Here is a 13,503-nt window from a genome sequence, read left to right as displayed (position 1 = left end):
ACAGGTGTCCCGTCCGTTGTCCACAAGCGAAGAGTTGTCCACAGGCTCCGATGCGGCTCTTCCGCATGGCGTACGGTGCCGCGCATGGCAAGTGTGCTCGTGGTCGAGGACGACCAGTTCGTACGTTCGGCGCTGATCCGGCACCTGACCGATGCCGCGCACACCGTGCGCAGTGTCGGGACGGCGCTGGAGGCGCTGCGCGAGGTTGCCCACTTCCGTTTCGACGTGGTGATTCTGGACCTGGGACTGCCCGATCTGGACGGGTCCGAGGCCCTGAAGATGCTGCGCGGTATCACCGACGTGCCGGTGATCATCGCCACCGCGCGGGACGACGAGACGGAGATCGTCCGCCTGCTCAACGCGGGCGCCGACGACTACCTGACCAAGCCGTTCTCCGTCGAGCACCTGTCCGCGCGCATGTCCGCGGTCCTGCGACGGTCCCGGTCCGCCCCCTCGGACGCCACGCCCTCCACCGTCCTGCGGGTCGGCGGCCTCACCGTCGACCCGCTGCGCCGCCAGGCCGAACTGGACGGCATGCGGCTCGACCTCACCCGCCGCGAGTTCGACCTGCTCGCCTTCCTGGCCGGCCGGCCGGGCGTCGTCGTACCCCGCAAGGAACTCCTCGCCGAGGTGTGGCAGCAGTCGTACGGCGACGACCAGACCATCGACGTCCATCTGTCCTGGCTGCGGCGGAAGCTGGGCGAGACGGCTGCGCGGCCCCGCTATCTGCACACGCTGCGGGGCGTCGGCGTGAAGCTGGAGCCGCCGGGTGGGGAGCCGCCGCGATGAGATGGGCACTGGTCAAGGTCTGTCTGGCGGTCACCGCCATGGTCGTGGTCGCCTTCGCGGTGCCGCTCGGGCTCGTCATCAAGGAGATGGCCCGGGACCGTGCGTTCTCCAACGCCGAGCGGCAGGCCGCCGCGGTCGCCCCGGCGCTGTCCATCACCACCGACCGCGACCAGCTGGAGCGGGTCGTCGCCTCCGCCGGCTCGGACTCCGGGATGGCGGTGCACATACCCGCGGCCGCCGGACAGTCCGCCGTCGACATCGGGCGGCAGCGCGCCGCCCGCGAGGACATCGCGACCGTGCGCAAGCTGGGCCGGGCCTCCACCACCGCGGTCTCCGGCGGCTCGACACTGCTCCAGCCGGTCGCGCTGAGCACCGGCGCGATAGCCGTCGTCGAGGTGTACGTCCCCGAGTCCGAGGTCAGCAACGGCGTCGGTACCGCGTGGGCGGTGCTCGCGGGGGTCGGGATCGCCCTGATCGTCGGATCCGTGGCGGTCGCCGACCGGCTGGGCGTGCGGATGGTGCAGCCCGCGCAGAAGCTGGTCGAGAGCGCGCACGAGCTGGGGGAGGGGAAGCTGGGGGCACGGGTGCCGGAGGAAGGGCCGACCGAACTGCGGCTGGCGGCGGTCGCGTTCAACTCCATGGCCGACCAGGTCGTACAACTCCTCGCGAACGAGCGGGAGCTGGCGGCCGATCTGTCCCACCGGCTGCGCACCCCGCTGACCGTGCTGCGCCTCAACGCGGCCTCGCTCGGCGAAGGTCCGGCCGCCGAGCAGACCCGGGCCGCCGTCGCCCAGCTGGAGCGCGAGGTCGACACCATCATCCGGACCGCCCGGGACGCCAAACCGCAGACCGCGGCCGCCGGCCCCGGCGCCGGATGCGACGCGGCCGAGGTGGTCCGTGAGCGGATGGCGTTCTGGTCGGCGCTCGCCGAGGACGAGGGCCGCAAGTGGCGGATGGCCGGCGCCGACCATCCGGTGCGCATACCCGTGGCCCGGGCGGACCTCGCGGCCGCACTGGACGCCCTGCTCGGCAACGTGTTCCGGCACACCGCCGAGGGCACGGCCTTCGCGGTCGACCTGCACAACGGGGAGGACGCGGTGATCGTGCTGGTCTCCGACGCCGGCCCCGGGATCCAGGACCCCGAGGCCGCCATGGCCCGCGGGCGGGGCTCCGGCAGCGACGGATCCACCGGGCTCGGCCTGGACATCGTGCGCCGGCTCGCCGAGTCGACCGGCGGTGACGTGCGGATCGGGTCCTCGGTGCTCGGCGGGACCGAGGTGCGGATCTGGATCCAGCTGGACGGTCGGGAGCGGACGCCCGGACGGGGTCACCGCTCCGTACGGCGACGCAGGCAGAAGAAACTCGTCTAGAAATTGGTCTCTACCTTTAACCGTCCCCGATCCCTTCCTTAAGCGCACCCTAAGATCCTCAACCCCCGTCCGGATCAGGCACTTTGCCCGATTCCGGCTCGCTAGCGTGCTGCCGCACCCACCCCGGGTCACCCCGTGAATCCCCGCGAACAGCGAAGGCAGGCACGCGCATGAGCACGCACCGGCGCAGGATCAGTGGCAGGAACAAGGCGATCGGCGGAGCGGTCGCCGCGGCCGTGATCGGTGGCGGCGCGCTCCTGCTCACCGGAACCGCGCAGGCGGCAGGAGTGGCCGCCGCGTACACGAAGACCAGTGACTGGTCGACCGGCTACACCGCGCAGTACGTCGTCACGAACAACACCGCGCAGACGGAGAAGAGCTGGAAGCTGGAGTTCGACCTGCCCTCCGGCGCCAGGCTGAGCTCGCTGTGGAACGCCGAGTCCAGCGTGAGCGGACAGCACGTCACCGTGACACCGGCCAAGTGGGACACCGACGGCCTCGCGCCCGGCAAGTCCGTCACCGTCGGCTTCGTCGTCAACGGCACCGGCAACCCGAGCAGTTGTCTCGTCGACGGGGCCAAGTGTTCCGCCGACGACGGCCCGACGCCCGAGCCGAGCGGCCGCCCGACCCAGTCCCCGACGCCCACCGCCACGCCCACTCCCACCAGGACGGCGACCCCCACGGCCACCCCCACCCCGACCCAGAGCTCCGGCACCGGCACCACGGCGAGCGCGGGCTTCGCCCCCTACGTCGACACCTCCCTCTACCCCGCCTTCGACCTCCTCGCGAGCGCCGACGCGACCGGCGTGAAGAACTACAACCTCGCCTTCGTCACCGACGGCGGCGGCTGCACACCCAAGTGGGGCGGTGTGACCGACCTCGGCAGCGACGGAGTGGCATCCCAGATCGGCGCACTGCGCGCCAAGGGCGGCGACGTGCGCGTCTCCTTCGGCGGCGCCTCCGGTTCCGAACTGGCGACGACGTGCTCCTCGGCGGACGCGCTGGCCACGGCGTACGGCAAGGTCGTGGATCAGTTCAAGCTGACCAAGGTCGACTTCGACGTCGAGGGCGGCGCGCTCCCCAACACCACGGCGAACACGAACCGCGCGAAGGCGATAGCCAAGCTCCAGGCGGCCCACCCCGGCCTGGATGTCTCCTTCACCCTTCCGGTCATGCCCGAGGGCCTCACCCAGGACGGGGTGAACCTCCTCTCCAACGCCAAGTCCAACGGCGCGAAGATCAACACCGTCAACATCATGGCCATGGACTACGGCGCCTCCTACAGCGGCGACATGGGCACCTACGCCGAGCAGGCGGCCACCGCCACGCAGGCGCAGGTCAAGAGCGTGCTCGGCCTCTCCGACGCCGCCGCCTGGAAGACGGTCGCGGTCACGCCGATGATCGGTGTCAACGACGTCTCGTCCGAGATCTTCAAGGTCGACGACGCCACCCAGCTGACGGCCTTCGCCAAGACCAAGGGCCTCGGTGGCCTGTCGATGTGGTCGGCGACCCGCGACAAGCAGTGCGCCGGCGGCACCAAGCCCACCGCCGACGCCACCTGCAGCTCGATCACCCAGGACAAGTTCGCCTTCTCGAAGGCGTTCGGAGCCTTCAACTGACCACCGCGAAACGGGGGTTGACGCGCCCCGGCCGGACCTCCCCCCACCCGGCCGGGGCGCGGCGTCCCCCCGCCGCCGGCTCCCGCCCCGGTCAGTCCGCCGCCACGGGAGGCAACGTCCCCGTGCGAGCCGCCTGCCCATACCAGAGGGCGCTCGACTTCGGCGTACGAGTAAGCGTGGCGTAGTCGACGTACACCGCCCCGAAGCGCTTCTCGTACCCGTACGCCCACTCGAAGTTGTCCATCAGGGACCACAGGTAGTACCCGCGGACATCCGCGCCGTCGGTGATCGCCCGGCGCACCGCCGCGAGATGCTTCTCCAGGTAGGCGATGCGCTCGGGGTCGTGGACGCGGCCGTCGGGGTCGGGCTTGTCGTCGTAGGCCGCGCCGTTCTCGGTGATGTACAGCGGCAGTCCCGGGGCCTCGCGGGTGTACCGCATGATCAGCTCGTGCAGGCCCGTCGGGTCGATCGTCCAGCCCATCTCGGTGCGCTCGCCCGGCGTCTGGTGGAAGGCGACGTCGTCCGCGCCCGGCCAGGGGGAGTGGTCGCTCGCGCCATGGCCGTCCGCGCGCGGGGCGCTCGGATCGGCCTCGGCCGCCGAGACCAGCGCGGGCGTGTAGTAGTTGAGGCCCAGCGCGTCCAGCGGCTGGTGGATCGCGCGCAGGTCGCCGTCGAGGACGTACGACCAGTCGGTGATCGGCTCGGTCGCCGCGAACAGCGACTCCGGGTACGCCCCGTGCAGGATCGGGCCGTGGAAGACGCCGTTGGCCAGGTCGTCGATCTTCCGCACCGCCGCCAGATCCCCCGGGTCCTGCGGCGAAAGGGGCCTGACCACCGAGGAGTTGAGGCTGAGCGCGACCGAGTTGCGGGCCGGCATCACCGACCGCAGGGCCGAGGTGCCGAGCCCGTGCGCCAGGTTCAGGTGGTGAGCGGCCCTCAGGGACGCCTCCGGGTCCGTCCGGCCCGGCGCGTGCACCCCGGAGCCGTAGCCCAGGAACGCGCTGCACCACGGCTCGTTCAGGGTGATCCACTGCTCCACCCGGTCGCCCAGCGCCTCGCCCACGATCTGCGCGTACTCGGCGAACCTGAGCGCCGTGTCCCGCTCCGGCCAGCCGCCCGCGTCCTCCAGTTCCTGCGGCAGGTCCCAGTGGTAGAGGGTGACGGCCGGCTTGATGCCGTGCTCGAGCAGCTCGTCGACCAGCCGGCGGTAGAAGTCCAGTCCGACCTGCACGGCAGGCCCCCGGCCCGTCGGCTGCACCCGCGACCAGGAGATCGAGAAGCGGTACGCGGACAGGCCCAGCTCGGCCATGAGCGCCACGTCCTCGCGGTACCGGTGGTAGTGGTCGACAGCGATGTCACCGTGCTCGCCGCCGGCGGTCTTGCCCGGCGTATGGCTGAAGGTGTCCCAGATCGAGGGCGTACGACCGCCCTCCCGCACCGCCCCCTCGATCTGGTACGCGGAGGTCGCGGCACCCCAGAGGAAGGCGGGGGGAAAGGTCACCGGGGTCGCCGGCTGTGCGGACTCAGACATGGAAGCGCTCCCATAAGTGGTCGTCGAGACCGAAGAGTTGGAGGGGGTGGGGGAGGGACAGGGGGAGGAACGGCGGGGAGAAGAGGGGCCGAGGCGGCGCTGACCCGGCCCCCGGGGGACGTACGACGACTACGGCGGAACCGGAACGCGGCCGGGACGCCGAACCGTCAGCCCTTGATCGCGCCCTGCATGATGCCGCCCACGATCTGCTTGCCGAACAGGATGAACGCGATCAGCAGCGGCAGCGTGCCCAGCAGCGCGCCCGCCATGATCACCGCCTGGTCCGGGACATAACCGGTGCCGAGTGAGTTGAGGGCGACCTGCACGGTCGGGTTCTGCTGGTTGAGGGCGATGATCGGCCACAGGAAGTCGTTCCAGGCGAACACGAAGGTCAGCAGGCCCAGCACGGCCATCGCGGGACGGGCCGCGGGGAAGACCACGTGCCACACCACTCTCAGGCTGCTCGCGCCGTCCACCCGGGCCGCCTCGATCAGCTCGGTGGGCAGCGCCTGCACCAGGTACTGCCGCATGAAGAACGTGCCGAAGGCACTGACCAGGGTGGGCAGGATGACCGTCTGCAGCTGGTTGGACCAGCCCAGGTCCGCCATCCACAGATACAGGGGTACGACCGCCAGCTGCGGCGGGATCATCATCGTGCCGATGGTCAGCAGCAGCAGGGTGCTCGAGAACCTGAACCGCAGCTTGGCGAAGGCGAACCCGGCGAGCGTGGAGAACAGGACCGTACCGATGGTGATCGTCCCGGCGACGATCGTGGAATTGACCATCGCGGTGCCGAGCCCGGCCTGGTCCCAGGCGGCCTGCAGGTTCTTGAACAGGTTCGCGCCGAACCACAGGGGCGGCGGTGACTGCGCGAGCCGCTCGTTGTTGCGCGACGCCGCGATGGCCGTCCAGACCAGCGGGGCCAGCGAGATCAGTGCGAAGAGCGTCAGGACGAGATAGGTGACCGGACCCGCGTGCATCTGCTTGCCCGCGCCGAGTACCCGGCGGCGTCCGGGGCTCCGGCCCCCGCCCTTCACCTTTGCCTGAGGAAGGGTCAGTTCACTGGTCATGGGACTTCCTCAGCCGTCGGGTGATCAGCAGGTTGATCGCGGCGACGATCAGCAGGATCAGGAACATCGTCCAGGCGATCGCGGAGGCCTTGCCCAGGTTGCCGATGCCCCAGCCCTGGTCGTACATGTACAGGCCGAGTGTCTGGTACTGGTGCGCGGAACCGCCCTTCGAGCCGCTGACCCCGCCGAACAGGAGCGGCTCACCGAACAGCTGCGTCGCGCCGATCGTGGAGACCACCACCGTGAACAGGATCGTCGGCCGCAGCATCGGGATCGTGACATGGCGGAACTGCTGCCAGCGGCCCGCGCCGTCGATCGCCGCCGACTCGTACAGGTCGGAGGGGATCGCCTGCATGGCCGCGAGGTAGATCAGCGCGTTGTAGCCCGTCCACCGCCAGATCACGATCGTGGAGACGGCGAACTGTCCGCCCCAGTCGGACTCGCGCCAGTTGATCGGGTGGACCCCCACGAAATGGAGCAACCAGTTGACCATTCCGCCGTCCCACGAGTACAGCAGCGTGAAGACCAGCGTCGCCGCCGCCACCGAGGTGGCGTACGGGGTGAGCATCACGACCCGCCACAGGGTCGAGCCGCGCAGCCGGTAGTTGAGCAGATGCGCGATCCCGATCGCCATCAGCAACTGCGGCACCGTGGAGATCACGCCGATGGTGAACGTGTTCTCCAGGGCGTTCCAGAAGAACTCCGAGGACAGCAGGTGCTTGTAGTTGTCCAGGCCGGCCCAGGTCTGGTGGTCCAGACCGGACAGCTGCACGTTGTGCAGCGAATACCAGGCCGTATAGAGGAGCGGGACGAGCCCGAAGGCCCCGAAGACGATGAAGAAGGGGGCGATGAACGCGTACGGGGACGCCTTCATGTCCCAGCGGTACAGCCGGCTGCGCCATGAGTCGGGGCCCGGCGGTGTACCGCGACCGTGAGCGCCCCGGGCCGCGCCCGGCGGGGTGCCGGGCGCGGCCTCGGCGCTCGACGCGGAATGCGCGAGAGCCTGCTGGGAGCTGGTCACTGGCCGAGCACGTCCTTGACCTCGTTCTTGGCCGCGTCCCAGCCCTGCGTCGGGCTCTTGCCCTTCTGCTCGACCTGGAGGATGCCGACGTCGGTGATCGCCGTGTTGATCGGCTGGTCCTTGATGCCGAAGTACTGGACCGGGATGGTCTTCGCCGAGTCGGCGAAGATCTGCGTGATCGGCGCGTTCGAGAAGTACGCCGTGGTGTCCGCGGCCGGCTTCAGGCTCGCGTACGCCGACGGGGTCGACGGGAAGCTGGCCTGCTTGGCGAAGACCTTCGCCTGCTGCTCGGGCGCGGTCAGCCACTTCGCCAGGGCGATGGCCTCCTTCTGGTGCTTGCCCGCCGTCGGCACGCCGAGGAAGGAGCCGCCCCAGTTGGACGCGGTCGGGGCCGCCGCCACGTCCCAGTTGCCCTTGCCGGAGGCACCGGACTTCTGCTCGATGTAGCCGATCATCCACGCCGGGCAGGCCACCGTCGCGAAGGTGCCCTTGGCGTAGCCTTGGTCCCAGGTCGGGTCGAACTGCTTCAGCTTCGCCGACATGTTGCTGGTCGCCACGGTCATGGCGACGTCCCAAGCCTTCTTCACGCCGTCGGACTTGTCCCAGACGACGTTGCCGTCCTTGTCGTAGTAGCGCTCCGACCCGCCACCGAGGGCCGCGTTGTAGACGGAGGAGGCCGAGTCCACGAACTTGGTGCCCGTGGGCGCCTTCTTCATGTACTCCTTGCCGAGGGCCACGTACTTCGCCCAGTCGCCCTTCCACTGCGCGGCCAGCTTGGTGCGGTCCGTCTCCAGGCCGGCCTTCTTGAAGAGGTCCTTGCGGTAACAGATCGCCATCGGGCCGACGTCGGTGCCGAGTCCGATCAGCTTGCCGTCCTTGGTGGTGGCCTGCGCGTTCTTCCAGTCCAGCCACTGGGACTTGTCGACGTCCTTGCCGAGGTCGACGAACTTGGCGCCCTGCGTCTGCACGGCCTCGGTGATGTTGCCGACCTCGATCGCCTGGATGTCGTCGGTGCCGGAGCCCGCCTGCAGCCGGGTGAGGACCTTCGGCCAGTACACGTCGGTACGGGTGGTGACGTTCTCCTTGATGCTGATGTTCGGGTGCAGCTTCATGTACTCGTCGTAGAGACCGGCCTGCTTGTAGCCGAACACACCGAAGGTGCCGATGGTCAGTGTCGTCTTGCCCTTGCTGTTGCCGCCGCTGTCGTTCGACGAGCTGTTGTCCGAGTCCTTGGAGCAGCCGGCCAGCAGTCCCGTGGTCAGCGCGGCGACGGCCGCGAGGGCCATCAGCCGGTGGGACCGGCGGGTACTCGTGCGCATTGCGTCCTCCTGTTGCCTGACGTGCCGACCCCCCGGCCAACTGCATTGTTGGGCCCGTTCATTCTCGCTGCGGCTCGGGCGGGGAACGTGCGGGATGTGTATGTGTCAGGTACTGTGGGAGCGCTCCCACAAGTGATGTGTTGAAGGTTCGCGGGTTCGAGCGGGGGTGTCAAGGGAGTCGACGTGGCGAGATGCGTTCAGTTATCGGGACGTTAACTGGACGAGAGGAGTCCGGTACGTGGGCCCCGGCGCCCATCGGCTTGGGGCCCGGGGCGGTAGCCCCCGGGGACGTTCACGGATCCCCCGGGACTGTTAGATTCCAGGCCAGCTGGAATAACGGCGGAAGGCGGAGCCAGATGCGGAACCGGAGCGGTGGTCGACCCACCCTCGAAGAGGTTGCCGCCCGCGCCGGCGTGGGCCGCGGCACGGTCTCGAGGGTGATCAACGGCTCGCCGCGCGTCAGCGACGCGACCCGCGCGGCGGTCGAGGCGGCGGTGGCCGAACTCGGATACGTCCCCAACACGGCCGCTCGCGCCCTCGCGGCGAACCGCACAGACGCGATCGCCCTGGTCGTCCCCGAGCCGGAAACCCGCTTCTTCGCGGAGCCGTACTTCTCGGACATGCTGAAGGGTGTCGGCGCCGAGCTGTCCGAGACGGAGATGCAGCTCCTGCTGATCTTCGCGGGCAGCGACCGTGAGCGCCGCCGCCTCGCGCAGTACCTCGCCGCCCACCGCGTGGACGGCGTCCTGCTGGTCTCGGTGCACGCGGACGACCCGCTCCCCGACCTGCTCTCGCAGCTGGAGATCCCCGCCGTGATCAGCGGTCCCCGGTCGGCCGCCGAGACCCTGACCTCGGTGGACTCGGACAACTACGGCGGTGGCCGCTCGGCGGTGGAGCACCTGCTCTCCCGGGGCCGCCGCAAGATAGCCCACATCACCGGCCGCCTCGACGTCTACGGCGCCCAGCGCCGCGTCGACGGCTACCGCGACGCCCTGTGCGACGCGGGCCAAAAGGCCGACGAACTCCTCATCGAACCGGGCGACTTCACCGAGGAGGGCGGCCGCCGGGCGATGACCAGGCTGCTCGCCCGCTGCCCCGACCTGGACGCGGTCTTCGCTGGCTCCGACGTGATGGCGGCCGGCGCCCGCCAGGTCCTGCGCGAGGAGGGCCGCCGCATCCCCGACGACGTGGCGCTCGTCGGCTACGACGACTCGGCCATCGCCCGCCACATGGACCCGCCCCTCACCAGCGTCCGCCAGCCCATCGAGGAAATGGGCCGCCGGATGATCGACCTCCTCCTCGGCGAGATCGCCGACCGCCGCCCGGCCGTCTCCCGCGACCTGGAACGCCGCCAGGTGGTCCTGGCGACGGAACTGGTGCCGCGTACGTCGTCCTGAGCTCCGCCCGGGCTGTGCGTCTGCACGTCGGAGGGGGGCGGGCGGGAGACCGCCGCTTTCGGCGTTAGTGCTTGCCTTCCTGCTCCTCGCCCGTCGGGAGAAGCCCGGCCGCACAGGCCACGGCCGCGGTCGAGGGCAGCCATCCCGTCGGTGTGCGAGACGTGGAAGCGGAACCGGAAACGAATCAGCCGGTGACCCTGTCTTCAGGGTCACCGGCTGATTACTCAGGGTGAGTGACGGGACTCGAACCCGCGACATCCTGGACCACAACCAGGTGCTCTACCAGCTGAGCTACACCCACCACGACCGGCGGTTTACTTCGTGGTTTTCCGACCGGCCGAGAAAAAGTGTACAGGGTCCGAAGGGGTGCTCGCGCACGCCTTTTGCCGCGCCCTCTCGGGGGCGTTACTCCGCAGGCAGGACGTGCTTGGCGGCGATGGACCTGGCGGTGTCGGAGTCGGGGCCGGGCTGCGGCACGAAGATCGCCTCGCGGTAGTAGCGCAGTTCCGCGATGGACTCGCGGATGTCGGCGAGGGCGCGGTGGTTGCCGTTCTTCTCGGGGCTGTTGAAGTAGGCCCGCGGGTACCAGCGCCGGGCGAGCTCCTTGACGCTCGACACGTCGACGATCCGGTAGTGGAGATAGTCCTCGAGCGTCGGCATGTCGCGGAGCAGGAAGCCGCGGTCGGTGCCGACCGAGTTGCCGCACAGCGGGGCCTTGCCGGGTTCCTTCACGTGCTCGCGGACGTAGGCGAGGACCTGTTCCTCCGCGTCGGCCACCGTCGTGCCGCCGGCGAGTTCGTCCAGCAGCCCGGACGCGGTGTGCATCTGACGCACCACCTCCGGCATCGTCTCCAGTGCCTTGGACGGCGGACGGATGACGATGTCGACCCCCTCGCCGAGGATGTTCAACTCGGAGTCGGTGACGAGGGCGGCCACCTCGATGAGAGCGTCGTCGGACAGCGAGAGGCCGGTCATCTCGCAGTCGATCCACACCATGCGATCGTTCATGCGACCACCCTAAGGCTGGCGCCCGCAAAATCCGCCCCTCTGGTGTTCGAGGAGCAGGGGTGCGGGGGGAGGGGGCGGGTGGCCTCGGTCACCCGCCCCCTCCTCGCCGTCATGTACCGCTGCGCTGCCCGGGCAGGCTCGCCCGGCTCGTCACATAGGCCTCGCGGCCGTTCTCCGCCGCGGTCGCGGCGGAAAGCGACGGACCCGAGCCGAGGGCACTCGCCGCGGCGCGCCGGCTCTGCAGCGGAACCGGCCCCTCCGGATGCAGCAGGGGCGCAGGTCCCGGCGCCCCGCTCGCACCTTCCACGTCGGCGGGCTTGTCGCCCTGTGGACGGCGAGCGCGGTACGCGGCACGGTAGGCCGCCGGGGACGAGCCCAGCTGACGGCGGAAGTGACCGCGCAGGGCCACCGGCGAACGGAAGCCGCAGCGGCCCGCGACCTCGTCCACCGAGTAGTCCGACGTCTCAAGGAGGCGCTGCGCCTGCAGCACCCGCTGGGTGATCAGCCACTGCAGCGGGGCGCTGCCGGTGAGCGAGCGGAACCGGCGGTCGAAGGTGCGCCGGCTCATGTACGCACGCGCGGCGAGGGTCTCCACGTCGAACTGCTCGTGAAGGTGCTCCAGCGCCCAGGCGACGACCTCCGCGAGCGGGTCGGCGCCGATCTCCTCCGGTAAAGACCGATCGAGGTAGCGCTCCTGACCGCCCGACCGGCGCGGCGGCACGACCAGACGCCGGGCCAGTGCGCCCGCCGCCTCGTTGCCGTGGTCCGTCCGCACGATGTGGAGACAGAGGTCGATTCCGGCCGCCGTACCGGCGGAGGTCAGCACATCGCCGTCGTCGACGAAGAGCTCTCTCGGATCGACGTGCACCGACGGGTAGCGCTTGGCCAGCGTCGGTGCGTACATCCAGTGTGTCGTCGCGGGGCGGCCGTCCAGCAGGCCCGCCGCCGCCAGCACGAAGGCGCCGGTGCACAGCCCGACGATGCGGGCGCCCTCCTCGTGCGCCCGGCGCAGTGCGTCGAGCGCCTCCTCCGGCGGCGGAGACGTGATCGAGCGCCAGGCCGGCACGACGACCGTGCCGGCGCGCGATATCGCCTCCAGGCCATGTGGCGCGGTGAGTTCCAGGCCCCCCGTGGTCCGCAGTGGGCCTTCCTCGCCGCCGCACACCAGCAGTCGGTAGCGCGGCACGCCGGCGTCCTGGCGGTCGATCCCGAACACCGACAGCGGTATGGAACTCTCGAAGATGGGGCCGCCGCTGAACAGCAGCACCGCGACGATCTCCTTGCGGCGTCGCCCGGAAAGTTTCCGGGCCGCGGCTTCCGGCGCGGCAGTGGAGTCGTGGCTCATACTGCTAAGCCCCCCTCGGTGGTCGCGGCTCCTCGGTTGTGTCGCTCCTGCACGTTTCCCCTCGGTCCTGCACGAGTCCCCCGCCGTAAGACGTCAAGATCGAATCTACTGTGTCGCGCGGTGCCGGTGTGACCAGTTCGGCAACCGGCACAATGTCGACATGGCAACTTGGCGTGAAGCATTCGATCACGAAGCGTTGCACTCGTGGGCCGTGCAGGGAAGTGCGCCTTGTCGCAGTGGCCAATCCACGTAGGGTACGCCGGGCCCCCGCACCCCTTTCTCTGCAGGTGGAACGGGGGTTGGGGGGTGGTCGGGACAAGGGATGCACCGGGTCAAGAAGTTGGCTGAAAAGCGTCGGACGCGTGCGCGGAAACCGGTCAGCCGACCGGTGTACTTCCCCCAGTGTGACGCCTCCCTCTGTGAGCACCCGTGCCGCTCCTGTGATGGCGGCCCCGACGGGAGGGTGATTCCTCGCTCCGCGGGCGGGCCGCCACGCGCTCGGACTGGCGCAGCAGCAGCCGGCACACCGCGGTGACGGCGGCGAGGCCGAACGCCGTGCCCGCGGCGCCGGCCAGCGAGGTGCCGTACCAGAGAAGGACCACCGGGACGAGGACACAGCTGAACGCCGCCCAGCGGACGACATCGGTCACGGTGTCCTGGGGCGGGGCGGTCGCGCGGGGAGTCTCGGGGGTGGGGTGCGGTCCGGACATGCGTGCTCCCTGGTGCCTGGGTCTCGGTGTTCAACGCGTGTTCGACCGGGCGGTCACTGTGCGCCGCCGCCACCGGCCCCCGGACAAGTGAACCCTGTGCAAACCGCCTGTACAGGGCAGCAACCATTGCGTTACGGGCGCACCTCGTGCATGCTCCCTGGAACCCCCACGCACCGTGGGCGGGATCTGGGCTAAGGAGGCGTGCCGCCGTACCCTTGGGGGTATGGGGTTGGGAAGATGATTCCCGGACACAGCTCCGCCGCACACGACCGCATCCATCAGTGAGCTCCGCTCGCGGGCCCTCCGATAAAGGATCAAAACGCC

At 70.0% G+C, this 13,503-nt stretch carries 11 protein-coding genes and 1 tRNA gene; 4 read left to right on the top strand and 8 right to left on the bottom strand.

Annotated elements, in window-relative coordinates:
- The first annotated feature begins 84 nt into the window (after positions 1 to 84).
- The 3 genes from ABT254_RS27165 (at position 85) to ABT254_RS27155 (ending at position 3,778) form a co-directional block, all read left to right on the top strand.
- Positions 85 to 789 carry a response regulator transcription factor gene (locus tag ABT254_RS27165; protein ID WP_351475182.1) on the top strand — a complete coding sequence of 235 codons (705 nt, stop codon included), beginning with the start codon at positions 85 to 87 and terminating at the stop codon, positions 787 to 789.
- Entirely contained in the window at positions 786 to 2,159 is a 1,374-nt protein-coding gene (locus ABT254_RS27160; RefSeq protein WP_351475179.1) for a sensor histidine kinase, read from the top strand. Before ABT254_RS27165 ends, ABT254_RS27160 begins: the two co-directional genes overlap by 4 nt.
- A gap of 170 nt (positions 2,160 to 2,329) precedes the next feature.
- Complete coding sequence (locus tag ABT254_RS27155; protein WP_351475176.1) at positions 2,330 to 3,778, top strand: glycoside hydrolase family 18 protein; 1,449 nt, start codon at positions 2,330 to 2,332, stop codon at positions 3,776 to 3,778.
- Positions 3,779 to 3,869: 91 nt separating this feature from the next.
- Here ABT254_RS27155 and ABT254_RS27150 read toward each other — a convergent pair whose 3' ends face one another.
- The 4 genes from ABT254_RS27150 to ABT254_RS27135 all read right to left on the bottom strand — a co-directional run bounded on the left by ABT254_RS27150 (position 3,870) and on the right by ABT254_RS27135 (position 8,719).
- Positions 3,870 to 5,309 carry a GH1 family beta-glucosidase gene (locus tag ABT254_RS27150; RefSeq protein ID WP_351475173.1) on the bottom strand — a complete coding sequence of 480 codons (1,440 nt, stop codon included), beginning with the start codon at positions 5,307 to 5,309 and terminating at the stop codon, positions 3,870 to 3,872.
- Positions 5,310 to 5,476: 167 nt separating this feature from the next.
- Positions 5,477 to 6,379 (bottom strand): carbohydrate ABC transporter permease, encoded by a 903-nt coding sequence (locus tag ABT254_RS27145; protein WP_351475170.1) that lies wholly within the window; start codon positions 6,377 to 6,379, stop codon positions 5,477 to 5,479.
- Positions 6,369 to 7,400 carry a carbohydrate ABC transporter permease gene (locus tag ABT254_RS27140; protein ID WP_351475167.1) on the bottom strand — a complete coding sequence of 344 codons (1,032 nt, stop codon included), beginning with the start codon at positions 7,398 to 7,400 and terminating at the stop codon, positions 6,369 to 6,371. Before ABT254_RS27140 ends, ABT254_RS27145 begins: the two co-directional genes overlap by 11 nt.
- Positions 7,397 to 8,719 carry an ABC transporter substrate-binding protein gene (locus tag ABT254_RS27135; protein ID WP_351475165.1) on the bottom strand — a complete coding sequence of 441 codons (1,323 nt, stop codon included), beginning with the start codon at positions 8,717 to 8,719 and terminating at the stop codon, positions 7,397 to 7,399. Before ABT254_RS27135 ends, ABT254_RS27140 begins: the two co-directional genes overlap by 4 nt.
- A 356-nt stretch (positions 8,720 to 9,075) precedes the next feature.
- Here ABT254_RS27135 and ABT254_RS27130 point away from each other — a divergent pair, with 356 nt between their 5' ends.
- The gene (locus tag ABT254_RS27130; protein WP_351475162.1) at positions 9,076 to 10,116 is read left to right on the top strand and encodes a LacI family DNA-binding transcriptional regulator; all 1,041 of its coding nucleotides are present in this window, start codon (positions 9,076 to 9,078) and stop codon (positions 10,114 to 10,116) included.
- A gap of 228 nt (positions 10,117 to 10,344) precedes the next feature.
- Here the strand turns inward: ABT254_RS27130 and ABT254_RS27125 are convergent.
- From ABT254_RS27125 to ABT254_RS27110, 4 genes are all read right to left on the bottom strand, one after another.
- A tRNA-His gene (locus ABT254_RS27125) sits at positions 10,345 to 10,417 on the bottom strand.
- Between the two features lie 104 nt (positions 10,418 to 10,521).
- A complete protein-coding gene (gene orn / locus ABT254_RS27120; RefSeq protein WP_115908012.1) occupies positions 10,522 to 11,124 on the bottom strand; it encodes an oligoribonuclease in 603 nt (200 codons plus the stop codon).
- Positions 11,125 to 11,233: 109 nt separating this feature from the next.
- Positions 11,234 to 12,469, bottom strand: coding sequence for a helix-turn-helix domain-containing protein (locus ABT254_RS27115; protein ID WP_351475160.1), 1,236 nt, complete (start codon positions 12,467 to 12,469; stop codon positions 11,234 to 11,236).
- A 377-nt stretch (positions 12,470 to 12,846) separates the two neighbouring features.
- Entirely contained in the window at positions 12,847 to 13,179 is a 333-nt protein-coding gene (locus ABT254_RS27110; RefSeq protein ID WP_351475157.1) for a hypothetical protein, read from the bottom strand.
- Positions 13,180 to 13,503: the final 324 nt, after the last annotated feature.

Source organism: Streptomyces sp. NPDC001137, assembly GCF_040298885.1.
Lineage (GTDB): Bacteria > Actinomycetota > Actinomycetes > Streptomycetales > Streptomycetaceae > Streptomyces.
The sequence above is the reverse complement of the archived record's forward strand: the minus strand, read 5'-3'. Positions and strand labels throughout refer to the sequence as shown.